The sequence below is a fragment of the Pantoea sp. JK genome, from assembly GCF_026130245.1.
GTDB lineage: Bacteria > Pseudomonadota > Gammaproteobacteria > Enterobacterales > Enterobacteriaceae > Pantoea > Pantoea trifolii.
On sequence record NZ_JAINFN010000005.1, the window covers coordinates 149,061 to 171,626 of the forward strand.

Annotated in this window: 23 protein-coding genes; 18 read left to right on the top strand and 5 right to left on the bottom strand. The window is 56.5% G+C overall.

The window, feature by feature from the left end:
- Positions 1-9: 9 nt before the first annotated feature.
- Positions 10-1,293: a uracil permease gene (gene uraA / locus PanJK_RS13015; RefSeq protein WP_256697087.1), complete on the top strand. Its 1,284-nt coding sequence runs from the start codon at positions 10-12 to the stop codon at positions 1,291-1,293.
- A 93-nt stretch (positions 1,294-1,386) separates the two neighbouring features.
- Positions 1,387-2,088, top strand: coding sequence for a DnaA inactivator Hda (hda, locus tag PanJK_RS13020; RefSeq protein WP_036649513.1), 702 nt, complete (start codon positions 1,387-1,389; stop codon positions 2,086-2,088).
- On the opposite strand, the gene arsC is transcribed toward hda, so the two are convergent.
- Together arsC and PanJK_RS13030 are read right to left on the bottom strand one after the other, a co-directional pair.
- Positions 2,085-2,432 carry an arsenate reductase (glutaredoxin) gene (gene arsC / locus PanJK_RS13025; protein WP_154155700.1) on the bottom strand — a complete coding sequence of 116 codons (348 nt, stop codon included), beginning with the start codon at positions 2,430-2,432 and terminating at the stop codon, positions 2,085-2,087. The genes hda and arsC overlap by 4 nt on opposite strands.
- A gap of 4 nt (positions 2,433-2,436) precedes the next feature.
- Positions 2,437-3,900 (bottom strand): tetratricopeptide repeat protein, encoded by a 1,464-nt coding sequence (locus PanJK_RS13030; RefSeq protein WP_265300251.1) that lies wholly within the window; start codon positions 3,898-3,900, stop codon positions 2,437-2,439.
- A 641-nt stretch (positions 3,901-4,541) separates the two neighbouring features.
- Here PanJK_RS13030 and PanJK_RS13035 point away from each other — a divergent pair.
- The 10 genes from PanJK_RS13035 (at position 4,542) to PanJK_RS13080 (ending at position 14,409) form a co-directional block, all read left to right on the top strand.
- Complete coding sequence (locus PanJK_RS13035) at positions 4,542-5,147, top strand: DsrE family protein (protein ID WP_008108336.1); 606 nt, start codon at positions 4,542-4,544, stop codon at positions 5,145-5,147.
- Between the two features lie 23 nt (positions 5,148-5,170).
- A complete protein-coding gene (locus tag PanJK_RS13040; RefSeq protein WP_265300253.1) occupies positions 5,171-5,779 on the top strand; it encodes a DsrE family protein in 609 nt (202 codons plus the stop codon).
- Between the two features lie 126 nt (positions 5,780-5,905).
- Positions 5,906-6,931, top strand: coding sequence for a substrate-binding domain-containing protein (locus PanJK_RS13045; protein ID WP_265300255.1), 1,026 nt, complete (start codon positions 5,906-5,908; stop codon positions 6,929-6,931).
- Entirely contained in the window at positions 6,928-7,941 is a 1,014-nt protein-coding gene (locus tag PanJK_RS13050) for an ABC transporter substrate-binding protein (protein ID WP_265300258.1), read from the top strand. Before PanJK_RS13045 ends, PanJK_RS13050 begins: the two co-directional genes overlap by 4 nt.
- Positions 7,941-8,804 carry an ABC transporter permease gene (locus PanJK_RS13055; protein ID WP_265300259.1) on the top strand — a complete coding sequence of 288 codons (864 nt, stop codon included), beginning with the start codon at positions 7,941-7,943 and terminating at the stop codon, positions 8,802-8,804. The genes PanJK_RS13050 and PanJK_RS13055 overlap by 1 nt, the downstream gene beginning before the upstream one ends.
- On the top strand, positions 8,801-9,613 hold the full coding sequence (locus tag PanJK_RS13060) for an ABC transporter permease (protein ID WP_256697080.1): 813 nt from the start codon (positions 8,801-8,803) through the stop codon (positions 9,611-9,613). The genes PanJK_RS13055 and PanJK_RS13060 overlap by 4 nt, the downstream gene beginning before the upstream one ends.
- Positions 9,610-10,593, top strand: coding sequence for an ABC transporter ATP-binding protein (locus PanJK_RS13065; RefSeq protein WP_154155710.1), 984 nt, complete (start codon positions 9,610-9,612; stop codon positions 10,591-10,593). Before PanJK_RS13060 ends, PanJK_RS13065 begins: the two co-directional genes overlap by 4 nt.
- A 100-nt stretch (positions 10,594-10,693) precedes the next feature.
- Complete coding sequence (locus tag PanJK_RS13070; RefSeq protein WP_414858945.1) at positions 10,694-11,512, top strand: phosphodiesterase; 819 nt, start codon at positions 10,694-10,696, stop codon at positions 11,510-11,512.
- A gap of 165 nt (positions 11,513-11,677) precedes the next feature.
- Entirely contained in the window at positions 11,678-13,270 is a 1,593-nt protein-coding gene (locus PanJK_RS13075) for a sensor domain-containing diguanylate cyclase (RefSeq protein ID WP_265300265.1), read from the top strand.
- 65 nt (positions 13,271-13,335) lie between these two features.
- Positions 13,336-14,409 carry an AI-2E family transporter gene (locus PanJK_RS13080; RefSeq protein WP_256697076.1) on the top strand — a complete coding sequence of 358 codons (1,074 nt, stop codon included), beginning with the start codon at positions 13,336-13,338 and terminating at the stop codon, positions 14,407-14,409.
- Positions 14,410-14,443: 34 nt separating this feature from the next.
- On the opposite strand, the gene bcp is transcribed toward PanJK_RS13080, so the two are convergent.
- Positions 14,444-14,911, bottom strand: coding sequence for a thioredoxin-dependent thiol peroxidase (gene bcp, locus PanJK_RS13085; RefSeq protein ID WP_008108351.1), 468 nt, complete (start codon positions 14,909-14,911; stop codon positions 14,444-14,446).
- 141 nt (positions 14,912-15,052) lie between these two features.
- Positions 15,053-15,619, bottom strand: a complete 567-nt coding sequence (locus PanJK_RS13090; RefSeq protein ID WP_036649519.1) for a glycine cleavage system transcriptional repressor — start codon at positions 15,617-15,619, stop codon at positions 15,053-15,055.
- A gap of 143 nt (positions 15,620-15,762) precedes the next feature.
- Here PanJK_RS13090 and dapA point away from each other — a divergent pair, with 143 nt between their 5' ends.
- The 6 genes from dapA to ypfH all read left to right on the top strand — a co-directional run bounded on the left by dapA (position 15,763) and on the right by ypfH (position 22,314).
- A complete protein-coding gene (gene dapA, locus PanJK_RS13095; RefSeq protein WP_007884824.1) occupies positions 15,763-16,641 on the top strand; it encodes a 4-hydroxy-tetrahydrodipicolinate synthase in 879 nt (292 codons plus the stop codon).
- A 14-nt stretch (positions 16,642-16,655) separates the two neighbouring features.
- Positions 16,656-17,684 carry an outer membrane protein assembly factor BamC gene (gene bamC, locus PanJK_RS13100; protein WP_154181593.1) on the top strand — a complete coding sequence of 343 codons (1,029 nt, stop codon included), beginning with the start codon at positions 16,656-16,658 and terminating at the stop codon, positions 17,682-17,684.
- Between the two features lie 144 nt (positions 17,685-17,828).
- Positions 17,829-18,542, top strand: coding sequence for a phosphoribosylaminoimidazolesuccinocarboxamide synthase (purC, locus tag PanJK_RS13105; protein WP_061718438.1), 714 nt, complete (start codon positions 17,829-17,831; stop codon positions 18,540-18,542).
- Between the two features lie 175 nt (positions 18,543-18,717).
- The gene (locus tag PanJK_RS13110; RefSeq protein WP_265300272.1) at positions 18,718-19,587 is read left to right on the top strand and encodes a neutral zinc metallopeptidase; all 870 of its coding nucleotides are present in this window, start codon (positions 18,718-18,720) and stop codon (positions 19,585-19,587) included.
- 26 nt (positions 19,588-19,613) lie between these two features.
- Positions 19,614-21,545 (top strand): tRNA(Met) cytidine acetyltransferase TmcA, encoded by a 1,932-nt coding sequence (locus tag PanJK_RS13115; RefSeq protein WP_265300542.1) that lies wholly within the window; start codon positions 19,614-19,616, stop codon positions 21,543-21,545.
- Between the two features lie 73 nt (positions 21,546-21,618).
- Positions 21,619-22,314 (top strand): esterase, encoded by a 696-nt coding sequence (gene ypfH, locus PanJK_RS13120; RefSeq protein ID WP_256697071.1) that lies wholly within the window; start codon positions 21,619-21,621, stop codon positions 22,312-22,314.
- Positions 22,315-22,360: 46 nt separating this feature from the next.
- Here ypfH and PanJK_RS13125 read toward each other — a convergent pair whose 3' ends face one another.
- A complete protein-coding gene (locus PanJK_RS13125; RefSeq protein ID WP_008108368.1) occupies positions 22,361-22,549 on the bottom strand; it encodes a YpfN family protein in 189 nt (62 codons plus the stop codon).
- Positions 22,550-22,566: the final 17 nt, after the last annotated feature.

Genomic DNA, 22,566 nt, shown 5'->3' on the forward strand with positions numbered 1-22,566 from the left:
GCGAAAAATATGACCCGTCGTGCAATCGGCGTTAATGAACGCCCACCGCTTTTACAAACCATTCCACTCAGCTTGCAGCATCTGTTCGCCATGTTTGGCGCAACTGTGCTGGTGCCGATTCTGTTCCACATCAACCCGGCCACGGTGTTGCTGTTTAACGGCGTTGGAACACTGCTCTATCTGTTTATCTGTAAGGGCAAAATCCCGGCTTATCTCGGTTCGAGTTTTGCCTTTATTTCGCCGGTGCTGCTGCTGTTGCCGCTGGGTTACGAAGTGGCGCTGGGCGGTTTTATTCTCTGCGGTTTGCTGTTCTGCCTTGTGGCGCTGATCGTCAAGAAAGCCGGTACCGGCTGGCTTGATGTGATGTTCCCACCGGCGGCGATGGGCGCGATTGTCGCGGTTATCGGTCTGGAACTGGCGGGCGTGGCGGCGAATATGGCCGGTTTGCTGCCCGCTGACGGCACATCACCAGACAGCAAAACCGTGATCATCTCAATGGTCACGCTGGCGGTTACCGTGTTTGGTTCGGTGCTGTTCCGTGGTTTCCTCGCCATCATCCCGATTTTAGTCGGCGTGTTGGTCGGCTATGCGCTCTCTTACATGATGGGGATTGTGGACTGGACCGCAGTGGAAAATGCGCCGTGGTTTGCGCTGCCAACCTTCTACACGCCGCGTTTTGAGTGGGTGGCGATGCTGACCATTCTGCCAGCCGCGCTGGTGGTGATTGCCGAGCACGTAGGTCACTTAGTGGTTACCGCCAACATCGTGAAGAAAGATCTGATCCGCGATCCGGGCCTGCACCGCTCGATGTTCGCCAACGGATTATCCACCATGATCTCCGGTTTCTTCGGCTCCACGCCGAACACCACTTACGGCGAGAACATCGGCGTAATGGCGATTACCCGCGTTTACAGCACCTGGGTAATTGGCGGCGCGGCGATCTTTGCCATTCTGCTCTCCTGCGTCGGCAAACTGGCGGCGGCGATTCAGGCGGTTCCCGTGCCGGTGATGGGCGGCGTATCGCTGCTGTTGTACGGCGTGATCGGCGCATCCGGTATTCGTGTGCTAATCGAATCTAAAGTGGATTACAACAAAGCGCAGAACCTGATCCTGACCTCGGTGATCCTGATCATCGGCGTGAGCGGTGCCAAAGTGCATATCGGCGCGGCCGAGCTGAAAGGCATGGCGCTGGCAACCATCGTTGGCGTTGGCCTGGCTTTGATCTTCCGTTTAATCAGCGTATTACGCCCGGAAGAAGTGGTGCTGGACGCTGAAGAGAAGCGCGAAAGTTAAGGCTGCAAGCCGGGCAGGGAAGCCCGGTTCATCTCCGGCAAAGATCGTGATAAACTTGCGCGGTTTTCTGCCCGCTCATCCGTTGAGGTACTTCTGAACACGCCGGCACAGCTCTCATTGCCACTCTATTTACCCGATGATGAAACCTTCGCCAGTTTCTGGCCGGGGGAAAACACGTCTCTGCTGGCGGCGCTGCAAGGCGCACTTTCTCAGCAACACGGTAGCTATCTCTATTTCTGGTCGCGCGAAGGCGGTGGCCGCAGTCATCTGCTGCACGCAGCCTGTGCGGAACTCTCGGCGCGCGGCGAAGCGGTGGGCTATGTGCCGCTGGATAAGCGCACCTGGTTTGTGCCGGAAGTACTGGAAGGGATGGAGAATCTGGCGCTGGTGTGCATCGATAATATCGAGTGCATTGCAGGCGATCCGGAGTGGGAAATGGCGATCTTTGATCTCTACAACCGCATTCTGGAAATCGGTAAAACGCGTTTGCTGATTACCGGCGATCGACCGCCGCGCCAGCTGAATCTCGGCTTACCGGATCTGGCGTCACGCCTCGATTGGGGGCAGATTTACCGTTTGCAGCCGCTCTCGGATGACGACAAATTACAGGCGATGCAGCTGCGTGCTGGATTGCGGGGTTTTGAGTTGCCGGAAGATGTCGGACGCTTCCTGCTGAAACGCCTCGACCGTGAGATGCGCACGCTGTTTGATACGCTGGATCGTCTCGATCGCGCCTCCATCAGTGCTCAGCGCAAACTCACCATTCCCTTTGTTAAAGAAGCGCTGGAACTTTAGAGAATCTCCAGCACCGCTTCAGGCGGACGGCCAATACGCGCCTGTTCGCCATTGATCACGATTGGGCGTTCGATCAGTTTCGGATGTTCTACCATCGCCTGCAGCAGCTGATCCTCGCTTAACGCGCTATTCGCTAAAGCCAACTCTTTATACAAATCCTCTTTGCGGCGCATCAGTTCGCGTGCGCTGTGCATGCCGAGCTGTTGCAGCAGGCGCTGTAGCGTTGGCACATCGGGCGGCGTCTCAAGATAGAGCACCACTTCAGGCTCGATACCTTTTTCCTGCAACAGCGCCAGCGTCTCGCGGCTTTTGCTGCATCGCGGGTTGTGATAAATGCTGACCATCTTCTTATCCTTTTTGGTAAACCTTAAAACGCTTCTGCAGTTCACGGAACTGATCGATACGTGCGTCATAGCGCGCCTGTTTAAGGCTGCCGAGCGGCACCTGCGCGCTGGCGCTGCTTAAGGTGGAGATCGCCTGATCAAGCTGGCCGTTGAGCGCCAACCCTTCAGCGCGCGCTGAAAGTTCTTCATCGCGTAAACCCTGCGCCGCCGAAGCCTGCGCCAACAGATCAAAGGCGTTAACGTCGTCTGGATGGGCAAAGGTGTAGCGATTGAGAATACGGCTGGCGTTGGCTGGCTGTTTCGCTTCGACATAGGCGTTAGCCAGGTTCAGTTGCAGCACCGGATTGGTGCTACTGCCTTTGGCGCTGCTCAGCATGGCGATCGCCTGCTGCGGCTGATTCAGGCCGATATCGATGTCGGTCATGATATCGAGGAACCAGACGTTATCCGGCTGTTTCGCCAGCAGCGGCGCAATCACCCGTTTGGCGCTATCAAAGCTTTTGGCCTGCAGGAACTGCACCGCTTTGCCGTACTGCGCCGCCTGCTGCTCGCGCACGTTGCCTTTGGCGTATTCGTTCAGCAAATCATCGGTAAGCTGATTGCGGCCCGTGGCGTACATGCCGAGCGAACGCACTTTCGCCATGTAGAAATCCTGCGACGACTGCACCACCACCGGACGCATCTGGTTGGCGCGGTTACGCGCATCGGCCAGTCGACTGTCGGGTAACGGGTGCGTCAGCAAAATTTCCGGCGGTTTGGAGGAGAAGCGGCTCTGATCCGCCAGCTTCTGCAGGAAAGTCGGCATCGCTTGCGGATCGAAACCGGCACGTTGCAGCACCTGAATACCGATGCGGTCAGCTTCCTGTTCGTTGCCCTGAGTAAAGCTGATAATGCCTTGCTGCGCGCCCGCCAGTGTACCGGTCAGCGCCGCCATGCCCGCTTGCGGACTGGCCATCGCCAGCAGAATCGACCCCAATGCGCCGACCCAAGTCAGCGGCGCATTGCGTCGCTGCTCTTCCATAGCGCGCGCCAGATGGCGCTGGGTGACGTGCGAGATTTCATGCGCCATCACCGATGCCAGCTGGCTTTCGTTATCGGTGTAACGGAACAGCGACGAATGCAGCACCACGTTGCCGCCAAAGAAGGCAAAGGCGTTGAGTTCATCGTTCTGAATCAAAAAGAAGTGGAACGGCGTGCGTACCGAGTTGGCATGCGCCACCAGACGCTGACCGAGCTCATTAATGTATTGATTCAACAGCGGATCGTTAATCAGAGGCGCACTGGCGCGCAGCTGGCGCACGTAGAAGTCGCCCATCTGCAGTTCCTGATTAATCGAGAGCGTCGAACCTGCTGTGGTGCCCATGTCGGGCAGCGTATCACTGACGTCAGCGCGCGCACTCAGCGCAGGCGTCAGCAGCAGCGTAGGAATAAGGGCCGCCAGCATTGATTTTTTCAACCGGTTAAACATGCCTTGATCCTGTAAAAGTCATCCAAAATTAGACCGGTAAGTGGTTCAGATGTTCTGCACTATTTTCCCATTCACTGAACGCGCTCTATCTTAACCAGACTGCGGCGACAAGCAAACGATGAAGATTCATAAGCTTTAAATGAAAAAAGGGTTACAGCATGACGAAGTTGCAGCAAAAAATTGAACAGCACGCCGCGATTAAAACCGGCTTCTTCATCCGCAAAAGTTAAAGTTACGTAAAGTTGCTCAAAATTATTGAGCCTGGCATGAACTTTTCCAGGTTTACTCTGAAAAGAAGCGGCATATCAGCGCGGTTGGCCCGTTTTATCCATCAGTGATTTTAATCGTGATTGTGGTGTGAAAGGCAATTTGCACAGTAATCATCGGACAGATTTTAAACGCACGTAAACGTATCCCTTCTGAATTATGGTCACAATTTCACGGCCACTCTTTTCTTAACGCCTGCCAAAGCGTCAATCGAATGCCTTGTTCAATTAACCCTGCTAATTATTTTGCACGCAATCATTCAGACGGACAGCCCGTCACTACAGGACTTTTGCCCTGCTCACGCTGTGGTATAGATAAAGCACTTTATTCAAACGGACTGTGAATTGACGCGCAGTGCATGCCGGAGAGTTTTTATGCGTTCTGTAGTCTCATACGCCCTTATCGCGATTGTCGGTGGCTTTGTTGGCGCCACCGTGAGCAAAGGTGATGACTTATATCAGCGTGTTGTCAGCCATTTTTCTGCCGAACCTACCGATCCCGACGGCTTCTGGAGCACGCCGGCCGTCGACGGCTACGGCAAAATCCATTATGAGCCGGATGCCGCCTTTAAACCGGTGGTGGGTTTAAGCAACAAAGTGGTGTTTCAAATCACCAAAAGTGAAGGAGAGATGACGCGGCCAAATCTTGGTCTTGAACGTGTCGCGCGCGTGGTCAATCTCTATATCGCTTCGGGCGTACCGGCCGACGACCTGCACTTTGTGGTGTCGGTTACGGGTGATGCCACGCCTGCGATGCTGGATAACGCGCATTTCCAGCAGTTCTACAAAGCGGACAACCCTAATCTGGCGCTGATTGGCGCGCTGAATAAGTTGGGCGTGAAGGTTTCCGTATGCGATCAGTCGGTGGCGTTCCATCACTTCCCGAAAGAGTGGATTGACCCATCGGTGATTCATGCACTCTCCAGCCCGACCACCGTGTCGACGCTGGAAAATCAAGGTTATGCACTCTTACAGATGTAAATCTCAGGCACAGGAGAAGTGAAATGCGTCCAGCATCCTATATCGTTATTGCGGCCCTGGCAGGTTTTGTCGGCGGCAATGTATTACAACTGCCCGATTTGGTCGACAAGGTCAGCGATAAATTTGCCGACAAGAAAACCGAACCGGCTGACTTCTGGAGCACGCCGGCGATCGACGGCTACGGCAAAATCCATTATGTGAATGTGCCGGACTACAATCCGGCCACCACGCCGGGATTGAGCAATAAAATCGTCTTCCAGATCAACCGTAATGAAGGGGATATTCATCAGGCCAACCTCGGGCTGGAGCGCGTGGCGCGCGTCACCAACCTTTATTACGCGGCGGGCGTACCGCTCGATCAGCTGAAGTTTGTGGTGTCGATCAACAGCGATGCGGTTCCAGCTGCACTGAACAACGATCAGTTCCGCAAAGCGTACGGCACCGATAACCCGAATCTCAAGCTGATTGATGAGCTGAGAAAAGCCGGCGTGAAGGTGACTATTTGCGATCAGTCGGTGGCTTTCCATCAGCTGGAACGTGACTGGATTGATACGCGCGTCACCCACACGCTGTCGAGCGGCACCACCGTGGCGTCGCTGCAAAACGAAGGTTACGCCTTCCTGATGTTGTAATTTCTGCCTGACAGCAGTTCGCGCTGCTGTCATCTCGCTGTCATTTCTCCGCGATGTTGCTGTCACAGTTCGCCGTTAGTTTAAGCGCCAATGAGATCGATCTCATTGGCACTTTACGAGGCGAACATGTCCGATTTAATCAGCGTGGCCAAACTGGCTGGCGTTTCTCGCGCCACCGCTGCACGCGCTTTCTCTGATCCGCATCTGCTACGTGCTGACACGCTGGAAAAAGTGTTGAGCGCATCCGAGCAGCTCGGCTTTCGCCCGAATCACATTGCCCGCCAACTGCGTACCCAGAGTTCAACTACCTTCGGCGTGCTGCTGCCGTCGCTGCTCAATCCAATCTTCGCCCGCCAGTTGCAAGCGATGGAGCGGCAGGCGCGTGCCGCCGGTTACGGTCTGCTAGTGGCAACCAGTGATTATCAGCCAGAGCGCGAAGTGGCGATTGTCGAGCACATGCTGAATCAGCGCGTGGCCGGTTTGGTTCTTACCGTTGCCGACGCCGATAACAGCGCCATCCTGCATACGCTGCATCAAGCCAGCATGCCGTTTGTCCTGACGCACAACGTGCCGCAGGAAACCCAATGGCCCGCCATTTGCGTCGATAACCGCCAGGCGATGCAAGAAGCCACTGAACATCTGCTGCAGCTCGGCCATCGCCACATCGGCATGGTGGCCGGGCCGATGCTGCAATCCGATCGCGCACGTCTGCGCTATCAGGGCTATTGCGATGCGATGCAACAAGCCGGACTCGACGCGCTGCCGGTGATCGAAATGCCCAGCCATACCCAATCTGATTTCGCACTGCTGCAGCCGCAGCTGAGTGGCGACACGCCGCTGAGCGCGGTGATTTGCACTAACGATCTGCTCGCTATCAGCCTGATTGGTGACGCCGCGCGCGCCGGCGTGCGCATTCCGCAGCAGCTGTCGGTAATGGGATTTGATGGCATCGATATCGGCGAGCAAATCGCGCCGTCGCTGGCGAGCGTGACGCAACCCGCCGACATGCTCGGCGCCGGGGCGATCGAAATGCTGTTACAACAAGCCAGCCACGGTACTCGCGTACTGGCGCATCGGTTGCGCAGCGGCGAAAGCATCGCTGCACCCGCAACCGCTTTTTCTTCTATTGCCAACATCAGGGAACCATTATGAAAAAAGTCACCATCATTGCCGGGGCGCTCGCACTGACCGCCGGTTCGCTGTTCAGTAGTTTCACCCAGGCCGCTGAGACGGCAATTTGCTACAACTGTCCTCCCGAGTGGGCAGATTGGGGAACCCAGCTTAACGCCATTGCCAAAGACACCGGGATTCAGGTGCCGCAGGACAACAAAAACTCCGGCCAGGCGCTGGCGCAGTTGGTGGCGGAGAAGGGTAATCCGGTGGCAGATGTGGTTTATTACGGCGTCAGTTTTGGTATCCAGGCGGACAGCGCCGGTGTCATCAGTAGCTATAAGCCCGCGCATTGGGACGAAATCCCAGCTGGAATGAAAGATCCCGACGGTAAATGGGTGGCGCTGCACTCCGGCACTATGGGCTTTATGGTTAACGTCGATGCGCTGGGCGGCGCGCCGGTGCCGCAATCCTGGGACGATCTGCTGAAGCCAGAATACAAAGGCATGATCGGCTACCTCGATCCGGCCAGTGCGTTTGTCGGTTACGTGGCGGCCGTGGCGGTCAACCAGGCGAAGGGCGGCAATATGAATGACTTCACGCCTGCACTGACGTGGTTCAAAAAATTACAGGCAAATCAGCCGATCGTACCGAAGCAAACCGCCTACGCGCGCCTGATCTCCGGTGAGATTCCCATCCTGCTCGACTACGACTTCAACGCCTATCGCGCCAAATATAAAGATCACGCCAATGTCGCCTTTGTGATTCCGAAAGAGGGCACGGTCACGGTGCCGTACGTCATCAGCCTGGTGAAGAACGCGCCGCACGCAGACAACGGCAGAAAAGTGATCGACTACGTGTTGTCGGATAAAGGGCAGTCGATTTGGGCCAATGCCTTCCTGCGTCCGGTACGTACCTCGGCAATGTCCGCAGAGGCGAAGAAATTCTTCCTGCCAGACAGCGATTATGCGCGCGCGCAAACCGTGAACTATCAGCAGATGGCCGATGCGCAGAAAGCCTTCTCGGCGAAATACCTGAGCGAGATCCGTTAATGTCGATGGCTGACACCCTGGCGGCCTCGCGCCGCCAGATACCTACACAACCGGGCAGCCGCTGGCTGTGGCTGACGCTGCCCGCGCTGCTGTTCTTCTGCGCTTTCTGGCTGCTGCCGTTTGCCCGCCTGTTGCAAATCGGCATGCAGGACGATCGCAGCACCCAGCACAGCGGTTACTGGACGGTGATCACCCAGCCGCACTATCTGCTGAGCCTGCTGAACACCGTGCTACTGTCGCTGGCGGTGACGCTGGTGACCTTGCTGATTGCCGCTATCGTCGGCTGTTTTCTGGCGCGTCAGCGCTTTACCGGGCGCGGCACCTTGCTGGCGCTGCTGACCTTTCCGCTAGCGTTTCCCGGTGTGGTGGTGGGTTTTCTGGTGGTGATGCTGGCCGGGCGTCAGGGATTGCTGGCGCAAATCAGCATGAGCCTGGTGCATGAGCGCTGGACGCTGGCCTATTCGCTGGCGGGGCTGTTTATTGGTTACCTCTATTTCTCGCTGCCGCGCGCCATCGTCACGCTGGTGGCGGCGAGTGAAAAACTCGATCGCTCGCTGGAAGAAGCGGCGCGTTCGCTTGGCGCCAGCCAGTGGCGCATCACCTGGGATGTGATTGTGCCCGGCCTGCAACCGGCGCTGCTCTCTACCGGTGCGCTCTGTTTCGCCACCAGCATGGGCGCTTTTGGCACCGCCTTTACGCTCGGCACCGATTTAGCGGTGCTGCCGCTCACCATTTACGGCGAGTTCACCAATTACGCCAACTTTGCCACCGCCGCTGCGCTGTCGGTGTTGATGGGCGGATTCGCCTGGCTGGCGCTGATGCTGGCGCGCCGTCTGGCGCAGGCTAGGGAGGCGCAATCATGAAGCGTCGTGGACTGTTTAGCCTGCAACTGTTGATCACCGCCATCACCGCGCTGTTTATGATCGTGCCGGTGGTGCTGTCGATGCTGGCGGGCGTCACCAATAACTATTTTATCGGCCTGCGCAGCGGCTTCACGTTGAAGTGGGTGGAGCAAGTGTGGCAGATGTACGCCGATACCTTCTGGCTGTCGCTGCTGATCGCGCTGTTCTGCCTTTTAGTCACTTTGTTGATTGGCGTGCCTGCCGCGTGGGGATTGCTAAAAGCGCCGGGCCGCTGGGCAGCGCGTATTGAAGAGTGCTTGATGCTGCCGGTGGCGCTGCCCGGTCTGGCGACCGCGCTCGGTATCATTCTGCTCTACGGCCAGTTTTCCGGCCTGCGCGATAGCTGGCTGTTTATCCTGATTGGTCACGTGCTGTTTACCCTGCCGTTTATGATGCGGCCGGTGCTGGCGGTGATGCAGGCGGTGGATATGCCGCGCCTCGAAGAGGCCTCGGCCAGCCTTGGTGCTAGCTTGTGGCAGCGCTTCTTTACCGTGGTGGTGCCGAACTGCCGTAACGGCATTCTCGCCGGCGCTTTTATGGTGATCACGCTGTCGGTGGGGGAATTCAACATCACCTGGATGCTGCACACGCCGCTGACTAAAACCTTGCCGGTTGGCCTTGCCGACAGCTACGCCTCAATGCGGCTGGAAGTGGGTTCCGCCTACACGCTGATTTTCATTCTGATGATTCTGCCGCTGCTGCTGATGCTCAATGCCGTGAATCACTGGCTTAACCGCGCGGTCTCGCGCCAACACAAGGAGGCAGCATGAATCCTGCGGCCGTTACCGTGACGCTGCGCGGCTGCGCACGTCACTTTAATCATCATCAGGCGCTGCAACCGCTCGATCTCACCGTTCATGCCGGCGAAACGCTGGTGCTGCTGGGGCCGTCTGGCTGTGGCAAAACCACCACGCTGCGCATTATCAGTGGGCTGGAGAGCTGCGACGTCGGCGGCGAAGTGTGGTTTGACGATCGCAACGTTACCGCGTTGCCGATTGAAAAACGCAACGTCGGCATGGTGTTCCAGAACTACGCGCTGTTCCCGAATCTCAATGTGGCCGAGAACGTAGCGTACGGTCTGAAAGTGCAGGGCGTGGCGCGTGCCGAACGCGAAGCGCGCGTGCAGGAGATGCTGGCGCTGGTGGATCTCACCGCGCTGGCACAGCGCAGCATCGACAAACTCTCCGGCGGGCAGAAGCAGCGCGTGGCGCTGGCGCGCGCATTAGCTGCGCGGCCTAAAGTGCTGCTGTTTGATGAGCCGCTGGCGGCATTGGATGCGCGCCTGCGCGATCGTCTGCGTCTGGAGATCGGCGCGCTGCTGAAGAAGCTGGCGATCACCGCAGTCTACGTGACGCACGATCAACAGGAAGCGATGGCGCTCGGCGACCGTATTGCGGTGATGGAGCAGGGACGTTTGGTGCAAATCGATACGCCGCAGAACATCTATCAGCATCCGGCATCAAAATTTGTCGCCGATTTTGTTGGCGCGATTAACTGCGTGGATGTCGATACACGCGGCAATCCGCAGCGTTTCTGCCGTCCGGAAGATGTGCTGCTGGCCAGCGATGATCGCTATCAGCGCCAGGGCTTTATTGTCGCCAGCACCTTTTTGGGCGCGTCGCAGCGGCTGATGATCGATATCGGGCTGGCCACACCGATTCAGGTGGATCGCCACGCGCGTGAAGCCTGGCATGCCGGACAAGCGGTGAGCTGGACGCTGGCGCAGGACGCTGCGCTGCAGTTTTCATAATCGGTCCGGTCGCCATAAATCTATGTACCGTCGTAGGGTCGCCATTAATGGCGACCGACTAGCATTGAATATCCAAAGGAAAAAATTCGTGTCTGAAGCAATGACGCTAATCGCACAAATCAGCGATTTACACATCAAGGCCAACGGCCGTTTGTCCTACAAAAAAGTCGACACCCAAGCCGCGCTGCTGCGGGTTATCGAGACGCTAAACCGCCTTTCGCCGCGCCCCGACAGGGTGGTAATTACTGGCGATCTGGTCGATTTCGGCACGGCAGAAGAGTATCAAACGTTGAAGCAGGCGCTGCGCCAGCTGCAACTGCCGTTTCTGCTGATGCCAGGCAATCACGACGATCGCCAGGCGCTGCGTGCGGCGTTTCCAGATCATCACTATCTGCAGCGCGGTGAAACCCTGAACTGGCAGATGCAGGTAAAAGGCGTGCAGTTGCTGGCGCTCGATTCCAGCGTGCCGCAGCAGCCGTGGGGCTATGTGGATGAAGCGCAGTTGCACTGGCTTGATGAGCAGTTGCAGCGCCAGCCGCAGTTGCCGACGCTGGTGATGCTGCATCATCCACCGTTTCTCTGCGGCATAGAACACATGGATAACCAACCGCTGCGCAATCCGGCGGCGCTGGCGGCGATTATCCAGCGTCATCCGCAGGTGGAACGCGTGCTCAGCGGCCATCTGCATCGCTCGGTGCAGGCGCGTTTTGCCGGTACGCTGGCTTGTGTTGCCCCGGGCGTATCGCATCAGGTGGCGTTTGACCTCGCGGAAAATGGCCCAGCCAATTTTGTGCTGGAGCCGCCAGGTTTCTTGCTACATCGCTGGCATGCGCAGCAGGGCATGAGCACCCATTTGTGTGCCATCGGCGATTATCCCGGTCCGTGGCCGTTTTACGATGCCAATGGTTTGATCGATTAGCGCCAGCGCAGAGAAAGAAATCTGTGTGGCTGACAGGATGCTTCGTGCTCAATTTGTGTTGTGGGTGTACAATCGCCCGTTAGCTCACCAGGGCAAGTGCATCCAACAATAACAAGACTGTCAGGCACACATATTGATGAATCTATCCACTAAGGCCGGCGCGCCATGCTAATGCGCCTGCGGCCAAAAACTGACCTGCGAACGCTGATCGCGCTATTGGCGATCACCAGCATCGTCATCACGCTCGCCAACACCCTGTACGCCACCTGGCGCGTGCAACGTATGGTCCTGATCGAAAGTACCCTCGAAGCCAATCGCGCCTACGCCACCAAACTGGCGGCGACCACCGAGGTCTTCTTTCAGCTGGCTCAGTCGCAGCTGCACTACAGCGCGACACAGTTGGGTAATGATTTTGATAATGCCGATCTGTCGCAGCAGGAGGTGAATCGCCTGCGTGAGCAAACCAACAGCTTTAACTCGGTGGCCGTTGTGGACAGCAACGGCATCGTGAAAGCCATTTCACCCGAATCGCTGATGCTAAAAGGCATGCAGCTGACCAGCCAGGCTTCGCGTGAAGCACTGGCGCAGCGTCAGCCGATGGTCAGCAGACCCAGTATTTCCGCCGCCAATAACCTGATTGTGTTTGTCTCCTGGCCGATCTGGAGCAAAGACGGACGCTACCTTGGCTACGTCGGCGGCACCATCTACCTGAAGAAGAAAAGCATCCTCAACGCTCTGCTCGGCGAGCAGTTCTATCGCGATGGCACGCATGTTTACGTGCTGGATCGCAATAATCAGGTGCTCTATCACCAGAACAGCCAGCTCATTGGCAAAAGCGTGCCGGGCATCGTCAGCGATCGCCAGCGCGAAGAGAAAACCAACGGTGAAGTGCAACTGACAGAAGAGAACGTACCTAAGCTGGCCGGTTACGCCATCGTGCCCACCACCGGCTGGATGGTGGTGGCGTTAAAACCGACTGATGTCACACTGGCGCCGCTCACCGGCTTACTGCTGAAAGTGTTGAAAAACTCGGTGCCGTTTGCGCTGCTGACCTTGCTTGTGGCGGTGATTCTGGCGCGACTGATTGCGCTGCCGCTGTGGCAGCTGGCGCGTAAAGCCAGCCAGATGGATTCACAAGGTGTGTCGAGCGAGATTGGCGGCATTCGCGCCTGGTATTTCGAAGCGGCGCAGGTCAAACGCGCGCTGCTTACCGGCATTGGTTTAGTGCAGGACAAAATTGGTCGTCTTAAATCGGAAGTGCAGAGCGATCCCATGACCAATCTGCTTAACCGCCGTGGCCTGAGCGCGGTGCTGGACTACTTCGCCACTATGCGCCAACCATTCTCGGTGCTGGCGCTGGATATCGATCACTTCAAACGGGTCAACGATACCTTTGGTCATGACGTGGGTGATGACGTCATTAAACATGTGGCGCGAACCTTACGCGGCAGCGCACGTCAAACCGATGTGGTGTGCCGTAGCGGCGGGGAAGAGTTCCTGATGCTGCTGCCTGCGACCTCGGTCGAAGATGCGCGTATTCTGGCCGAGCGTGTGCGCATCAGCATTGCGGAAAACTGGATCGATCAGGTCGGCAATGTCACGCTGTCGGTGGGCATTGCCGACTGGCAGCCGGAAAGTGGTTCGCAGGAGCAGAGTCTAAAGCAGGCCGATGCCGCGCTCTATCAGGCGAAAAATGCCGGACGCAACTGCGTGATGATCTCCGGCCAGGATGCGTTGGTCAGTAGCATTACGCATTAATCCCCTCAATCAAATTATCAATCGGTCGCCATGAATGGCGACCCTACGTTCAACTGGAAGTAAAAATGCTCGTTCTGCTTTATCAATGGTACAAACGCCGCTTCAGCGATCCGCAGGCTATCGGGCTGCTGGTGATTCTGCTGGCGGCGTTTTGCATTCTGTTCTTCCTCAGCGGTTTGCTGGCTCCACTGTTAGTAGCGTTAGTGCTGGCTTATCTGCTGGAGTGGCCAACGGTGCGCTTGCAGCGCGTCGGCTGCAGCCGAACCTGGGCGACCAGCGCGGTGCTGGTGGTGTTTGCCGGTATCTTGCTGGTGATGGTGCTGATTGTCGCGCCGGTGGCGTGGCAACAGGGCATCAACCTGACGCGCGACCTGCCCAACATGCTGAATAAGCTCTATGTGTTTGCTGCTGGGCTGCCGAAGCGTTATCCGGCGCTGGTCGATGCCGGCATCATCGATATCATCGTTGAGAACCTGCGCAGCCGTCTCACCGGACTCGGCGAATCGCTGGTGAAGTATTCGCTGGCATCGCTGGTGGGTTTGATGACGTTGATGATCTATCTGGTGCTGGTGCCGCTGATGGTGTTCTTCCTGCTGAAAGATAAAGAGCAGATGCTGAATGCGGTACGTCGCGTGCTGCCGCGCAATCGCGGTTTGGCGGGCGTGGTGTGGCAAGAGATGAATCAGCAGATCACCAATTACATTCGCGGCAAAGTGCTGGAGATGGTGGCGGTGGGCTTTGTCACCTGGCTGGCGTTCCTGCTGCTGGGCCTCAACTATTCGTTGCTGCTGGCGGTGTTGGTGGGTATTTCGGTGCTAATTCCTTATATCGGCGCAATGGTGGTGACCATTCCGGTGATTGGCGTTGGTCTGTTCCAGTGGGGATTGGGCAGCGATTTCTGGACCATGATCGCCATTTATCTGGTGATTCAGGCGCTAGATGGTAACGTGCTGGTACCGATTCTGTTCTCGGAAGCGGTCAATCTGCATCCGTTGGTGATCATTCTGTCGGTGGTTATTTTCGGCGGGATGTGGGGATTCTGGGGCGTGTTCTTTGCAATTCCGCTGGCGACGCTGGTGAAAGCGGTGGTGCGTGCGTGGCCAGAAACCCCGGCGCTCGAGGAGCCGCGCACCGAATAAAAGAAAACGGGTGCGACCTGCGCACCCGTTTACATCAGGCTGATTTCAGATAATCCAGCACAATGTCGTGATGGTTGGAGGTTTTGAAATCGTCGAACACTTTCTCAACTTTGCCGTTGGCATCAATCAGGAAGCTGATGCGGTGAATGCCGTCATAGGTTTTGCCCATAAAGGTTTTTTCACCCCAAACGCCAAACTGCTCGCATACCTGATGATCTTCATCCGATAACAGCGTGAAGTTCAGCAGCTCTTTATCGGCAAAGCGCGACAGTTTCTCGGGCTTATCGGTGCTGATACCCAAAATCTCAACGCTAATCTTTTTCAACTCATCCATGTTGTCGCGCAGTCCGCAAGCCTGCACGGTGCAACCCGGCGTCATGGCTTTTGGATAGAAATAGACCAGAACGCGCTGTCCCTGGAAGTCGGCCAAATTTACTTGTTCGCCGTCCTGATCGGGCAAGCTAAATTTCGGTGCAGTATCACCGGCTTTCAGTGGATTCATCACAACTCTCCATTTTTTCTACATGCTGTGGGTAATACACCATCAAGAGCAAAAGTGCCAGGTGGTGTTTACCGTCAGGGTTATTTCACAACACGGTTTGCCGCAGCGGCAGAGTGTGTGGCGAAATAACCCGGAGCCTGATTAAACGGTGCTGTCAGCATCGTCGGTGACACTATAAAGACGAATTGAGCCTTGTGCATGCAGTTCTTCGCACAGCTGATTGAAAGCCTGCTCAATGGGCGCACTGAACTGATTGGCCGGGCTGTGTGCCGTCATTTGAATATAGAGCGTGGGCGCAACGTCGTCCTGAGCGGGTTGAATCCGCGAGACCAGTTCGGCGATGTTCATTTGATGTTTATCGAACAAATCAGTAAAGCGTTCAATGATGTGCGGTGAATCCGGCACTTCAACTTGCACCCATACGGTGGCGGGCATCGGAGGCGTGACGCGTGCATTGGTGCGCTTCATCACAATCAGCAGTTCCAGCTCGGCCCCTTTCATCGGCAGCGTCGACTCAATCAGGGTAATCGCATTCCAGCTACCGGAGAGCAGCATGATAAAGGTGAACTCATCGCCCAGCATCGCCAAACGGCTGTCTTCGATATTACAGCCGCAGCTGCTGACGTGGCGGGTGATGGTATTGACGATACCCGGACGATCAACGCCCAGTGCGGTGATCACCAGATGGTGAGGCTGTGACTGCGACAAAATGGCATTTCCTGTACGTTCGCTAATAACTATAAGGTAAACATAAAAAAAACTGCTGACAAGCGCGGGAATGGCGTGGCTCGCTTGCTTTTCTTTCAATGTAAAACGTAACATGAGGCACTTGTTTGTCGAGGGGATAGCCCATGTTCACCGGAAGTATTGTTGCGCTCATTACGCCAATGAATGAAAAAGGTAATGTCTGCCGCGAAAGTTTGAAAAAACTGATTGATTATCATGTTGCCAGCGGCACCGCGGCGATTGTTTCTGTTGGCACCACCGGCGAATCTGCCACGCTCAGCCATGACGAGCACGGTGATGTGGTTATGCAAACGCTGGAACTGGCGGATGGCCGTATTCCGGTTATCGCTGGCACCGGCGCAAATGCCACTGCTGAAGGCATCTCTCTGACCAAACGCTTTACCGGCAGCGGTGTCGTGGGCTGTTTGACGGTCACGCCTTATTACAACCGTCCGACGCAGGAAGGCCTGTTCCAGCACTTTAAAGCCATTGCGGAAAGTACCGATCTGCCGCAGATGCTGTATAACGTTCCTTCGCGTACCGGTTGCGACATGCTGCCGGAAACCGTTGCGCGCTTAGCCGAAATTAAAAATATTATCGGAATCAAAGAAGCCACCGGGAACTTATCGCGTATCTCACAGATCCAAGAGCTGGTTAATGATGAGTTCATCATCGTCAGCGGCGATGACGCGACGGCGCTGGACTCCATGCAACTGGGCGGCAAAGGCGTAATTTCGGTCACGGCTAACATTGCAGCGCGTGAAATGGTTGAACTCTGTGCCTTGGCGCAACAGGGCAAATTTGCCGAAGCGCGTCGCCTGAATCAGCGTCTGATGCATCTGCACCAGACGCTTTTCTGTGAACCCAATCCAATCCCGGTGAAATGGGCAGCAAAACAGCTAGGATTAATCGCGGATGACACGCTGCGTTTGCCAATGACGCCACTGACCGAAGCCGGTCAGGCGAAAACGGCGCAAGCGCTGATTAAAGCGGGTCTGCGATAATTTAGGGAGAATCAATGAGTTATTCAGTTAAGCGCTCGACGCTGGCAACGGTAGTGGGCCTTTCCACCCTGATGCTGCTAACAGCGTGTTCCAACGATCAGCGTTATAAGCGCCAGGTCAGCGGTGATGAATCTTACCTGCAGGCGCCTGAGCTGCACGATTTAAAAGCCCCCGCGGGCATGATTCTGCCGTTGCAGAATGGTGATTACGATGTTCCGCACAGCGTGGCGAAAGGCGCGGTTGGCAAAGAGCTGGATATTCGTCCGCCCGCTCAGCCGCTGGCGCTGTTGAACGGCACACGTGCACAGTTCACCGGTAATACCGGCGTGCTGGCAGTTGAAAGCAGCCGTGGTTCGATCTGGTCGCAAGTGGTTGGTGTGGTTCAGTCGTACAAGTTCCCGATCGCGCAACGTGATGATGCTGGCCAACAGCTGACTACCGATTGGGTGCAGTGGAACCGTGCTGATGAAGATAACCAGTATCGCGGTCGCTATCAGATCAGCGTACAGAATCAGAGCTATCAGCAAGTGCTGACCGTTCGTCTGCTGGAACTGCAGCAGTCTGGTCAGGCGGTGACGTCTCCGGCACAGATTCAACGCTATACCGGCCAGATGTTGAACGACATCAGCACCGGTCTGGATAAAGTGGATTCTGCCAGCCAGGATGCGGCGGCAAATCGTGCGACCGGACAGATTGATGTGCAGAGCGGCGCGGATGATACCGGTTTACCGCTGTTGATTCTGCGCGCACCGTTTAACGTCACCTGGCAGCGTTTGCCAGCGGCGCTGAAACGCGTGGGCATGGAAATCACTGATGACAACCGTTCGCAGGGCAGCCTGAAAGTGACCTACAAACAGCCGGGCAGCGGCGTGTGGGATCAGATTGGCGCCAAAGATCCAGAGCTACCCAACGGCGATTACAAATTGCAGGTTGGCGATCTGGATAACCGCAGCAGTCTGCAGTTCATCGATCCGAAAGGTCACGTGCTAACCCAGGCTCAGAACGACGCGCTGGTGCAGGTGATTCAAGGCGCGCTGAAATAAATTGCCAAAGGGCCGGAGATTCTCCGGCCTTTTTGTTTTGGATTTGGCATAATAGCGCCCGGCGAAGTAAACGATTGCGTCACGCAATCGGCGCGCGGTGAAACACCGCTGAACACGGGTTCTTTCATGTTTGGAGTTAACAAGATGCAAAAGCGAGCTGAGTTGTATCGCGGTAAAGCGAAAACCGTATACAGCACCGATAATCCGGATCTGCTGGTACTTGAATTCCGCAACGATACGTCAGCAGGAGACGGTGCACGAATCGAGCAGTTTGATCGCAAAGGCATGGTAAACAATAAGTTTAACCATTTCATCATGACCAAATTGCAGGAAGCGGGCATTCCGACCCAGATGGAAGCGCTGCTGTCGGATAACGAAGCGCTGGTGAAAAAGCTGGAGATGGTGCCGGTAGAGTGCGTGGTACGCAACCGTGCGGCAGGATCGCTGGTAAAACGTCTGGGCGTGGAAGAGGGCATTGTGCTCAATCCACCGCTGTTTGATCTCTTCCTGAAAGATGACGCCAAACACGACCCGATGGTCAACGAATCCTACTGCGAAACCTTCGGCTGGGTGAGCAAAGCGAATCTGGCACGCATGCAAGAGCTGACCTTCAAAGCTAACGAAGTGCTGAGCAAACTGTTTGATGACGCAGGTTTGATCCTGGTCGACTTCAAGCTGGAGTTTGGTTTGTTCAACGGCGAAGTGGTGCTGGGCGATGAGTTCTCGCCAGATGGCGCACGTCTGTGGGACAAAAACACCATGGACAAAATGGACAAAGACCGTTTCCGTCAGAGCCTCGGCGGCCTTGTCGAAGCGTACGAAGAAGTTGCACACCGTTTAGGTGTCAAGCTGGACTAAGTTCGTCCACCTCTCCCGTAAGGTCGTCATTTATGACGACCTTTTTTTATGCCCGCAATATAGCGTGTTCAGGTCGGCATGAATGCCGACCCTACGGTGTTCTGCAACGACAACACTGGTGCTTCCTGCTGCCGCCAACTAAAATCATGCCAAACATGTTTAAAGGAGTTAGACCATGCGCTGGCAAGGGCGTCGTGAGAGCGACAACGTAGAAGATCGACGCAATGATTCACCTGGCCTTGGCGGCGGCGGTGGACGACAAATTCGCATTCCACGCGGCAAAGGCGGCCTTATCTTGCTGGTGGTGGTCGCCGTTGCCGGCTATTACGGCTACGACCTCACCGCGCTGCTGGAAGGCGGCGGCAGCGTCGCGCCCACGTCGCAGCAGCGACAGGTGAATAGCGCGCAGAGCAACGAAGATGCAAAATTCACCTCGGTAATTCTGGCCACCACCGAAGATACCTGGAGCAAGCTGTTCCAGCAGATGAACAAACAGTACGTGCCGCCGAAGCTGGTGATGTATCGCGGGGCGACGCGCACCAACTGCGGTACCGGCCAATCGGCGATGGGGCCGTTTTATTGTCCTGCCGACCAAACTGTTTATATCGATTTGTCATTCTACGATGATATGAAAAACAAACTCGGTGCCGGTGGCGACTTTGCGCAAGGCTATGTGATTGCGCATGAAGTCGGCCATCACGTACAAAAGCTGCTGGGCATTGAGCCTAAAGTGCGTCAGATGCAGCAGGGCGCGAGCCAGGCGCAGGCGAACCAACTGTCGGTGAAAATGGAGCTGCAGGCGGACTGCTTTGCCGGCGTTTGGGGCCATTACATGCAGCAGCAAAACATTCTGGAAGTGGGCGATCTGCAGGAAGCGCTTAATGCCGCTGAAGCGATTGGTGACGATCGTCTGCAGCAGAAAGGTCAGGGCCGCGTGGTACCGGACAGCTTCACGCACGGCACCTCTCAGCAGCGTTACACCTGGCTGAAACGCGGTTTCGATAGCGGCGATCCTGGCCAGTGCAACACCTTTGCTAGCAAGTGATCCCCTTGATTGAACAAACGGCGGCGATGCAGCGTGCGGGCATTCGCCGCCTTTGCGTTATAGCGGGTGATGCGGAGTGGGCGCAGCAGCAAGCCATTAATCGGCGCGCCGCGTTGTCCGGCGACTGGCTGACGGTGAGCGACAGCGCTGATTTCCCGCAGGCCGTCGCGCCCGGAGCTTTACGTACCTTACTGGGCCGTGAATTCCAGCACGCAATATTCGACGCGCGCAGCGGTTTTCACGCCGAAGCTTTTGCCGCGTTGGCCGGAACCTTACGCGCGGGCAGCTGGTTACTGCTGTTAACACCTGCCTGGGAAAGCTGGTCCAATCAAACCGATGCCGACAGCCTGCGCTGGGGGGATGTCGCCGAGCCGATCGCCACGCCGCACTTTATCCATCATCTGCAATCTCTGATGCTGCAAGATGCGCAGGTGATGTTGCAACGTCAGCATCAAGCGGTGCGTTATCCCGTGGAAACGCATTTGCCCGACTGGCGCTGCCGGGCGCCGCAGCAGCAGGCGCAAATCCTCGAACAGCTTGAAGCGATGCCGCATGGCGTTGCGGTGATCACCGCCGCGCGCGGTCGAGGAAAATCCGCGTTGGCCGGCATGCTGGCGCAGCGCAATCAACACTGTTTAGTCACGGCGCCAGCCAAAGTCTCCACGGCGGTGCTGGCAGAGTTTGCCGGTGAGTATTTCAGTTTCATGGCGCCTGATGCCATCCTCGCGCAGGAAAATCCGCCTCAGGCGCAGTGGCTGATTGTCGACGAAGCTGCCGCCATTCCCGCGCCGATCCTGCAGCAACTGGTGCAACGTTTCCCGCGCGTGCTGCTTATTACCACTGTGCAAGGTTACGAAGGCACCGGACGCGGCTTTATGCTGCGCTTCTGCGCCACCTTGCCGGATGTGCGCCTCTTCCAGCTCGACGAGCCGTTGCGCTGGTCGCCAAACGATCCGCTGGAACAGTGGCTCAGCCAGGCATTGCTGTTTGAAGATGCGCAGGAGAGCAATGTAAGCGGTGAGATCGCGATTTATCCCGCCACACCAGAACACAATCTCCAGGCGCTTGAGGCGGGATATCGCCTGCTTGCCAGCGCGCACTATCGCACTTCGCCACTGGATTTGCGGCGCATGCTGGATGCGCCCGGCATGCGCTTATGGTTGGCAGGTGAAGCCGATCAGGTAACTGGCGCGCTGTGGCTGGTGGAAGAGGGCGGATTAGATCAGCCATTGGCCGATGCGGTGTGGGCTGGTTATCGCCGGCCGCGCGGCAATCTGGTGGCGCAATCGCTGGCGGCCCATGCCGGTTTCGCGCAGGCGGCGACGCTGCACTCACAGCGCATTAGCCGAATCGCGGTGCAGGCGTCACAACGTCAGCGTGGGATTGGCAAAGCATTGGTGGCCACCGCACGTCAGCAGGCGCAGGGCTGTGATTATCTCTCCGTGAGTTTCGGCTACACCGAATCCTTGTGGCACTTCTGGCGCGCCTGCGGTTTTACGCTGGTGCGTATTGGCTCGCAGCGCGAAGCCAGCAGCGGCTGCTATGCCGCGATGGCGATGCTGGCAACATCTGCGGCAGGTGAAGTTCTACAACAGCAGGCAGCGCAGCGCCTGGCGCGGGATTGGCCGTGGCTGCGAGATATCATCGAACTGCCTCTAACGCTGGCAAGCGATGCCAGCCAGCAGCTCAACGACGATGACTGCACGTTGCTGGCCGGTTTTGCCTGGGCGCAGCGTCCGTTCGAAGCCAGTTACGCGGCGCTACAGCGACTGGTGCGCCAGTCTCCTTCACCGCTGTTGAATGCCATCCTGCTGCAAAAACAGACGCTAACCCAAGCCGCGCAATATGCCGGTCTCAGCGGGCGTAAAGCCTTGATTAACCAGCTGCGATCGGAAGCTGCCGCAGCACTGATTCACCTCAATCCCGATGCCACGCAGCGGCTGCGTTCATTGCAATAAATCCATTATCTCGTTCAAATTTTCCCGATATCTCTGCGCGTGTAGCGGCGTATAGTGATGTGAGGAGGATCTTATGGCACTACGATATGTAATTGTTCAGCAACCCAGCAGTGCAGCACAGCTGTTCCTGCTGTATCACGGCATCAACGACAACCCGGATTCAATGGCGCAGATTGGCAGCTGGTTCGCGAAGGCGTTCCCGCAGGCGCTGGTGGTGTCGGTCGGCGCACCTTACGCGGGCAGCATGCCGCAAGGACGTCAGTGGTTTGCCGATATTCCGCCACACGATCGTTCGGAACAGCAGGGCGTGGATGCGATCATGCCTGAATTCGTGGGATCGGTGCGTCACTGGCAGCAGGAGAGCGGCGTGCGTGCCGAAGCAACGGCGCTGGTGGGTTTTTCACAGGGCGGCATCATGGTGCTGGAAGGCATAAAAGCGCAGCCGGATTTAGCCGGACGCGCGATTGTCTTCAGCGGTCGCTATGCCACGCTGCCGCTGCGGGCCAGCACGCGCAACACCATTCATCTGATTCACGGTGATTACGACGAACAGGTCCCGCTGCAACGGGCCGAAGAGGCGAAGCAACGTCTGATGTCCTTGGGCGGCGATGTCACGCTGGATGTTGTGGAAGATTTACCGCACGCGATTAACGATCGCAGCATGGAGCTGGCGCTAAATCATTTGCGTTATACCGTACCGCGTCGTTACTTCGATGAGGCGCTAAGCGGTGCCAGGCCGGGCGATGATGATGTGGTGATGATGATGTAGCAGAAAGCGTAACGGCGCGATTTTCGCGCCGTTAGCAATATGGAGGTTATTTCTTTTTCGGCCAGTCGTCTTCGTCATCCCATTTATCGTTGAAATCACGATGCGGCGGTAACGTCGGTTTGTTATCCATGAATTTTTTATGATCGATACGTTTTAGGTCTTTGTAAACGTTCATCAGAATACCAACCATCAGCAGGATCACCAGGATCCACCAGTACTCTTTAAAGAATTCCATCCCCTTTCTCCTTCTGC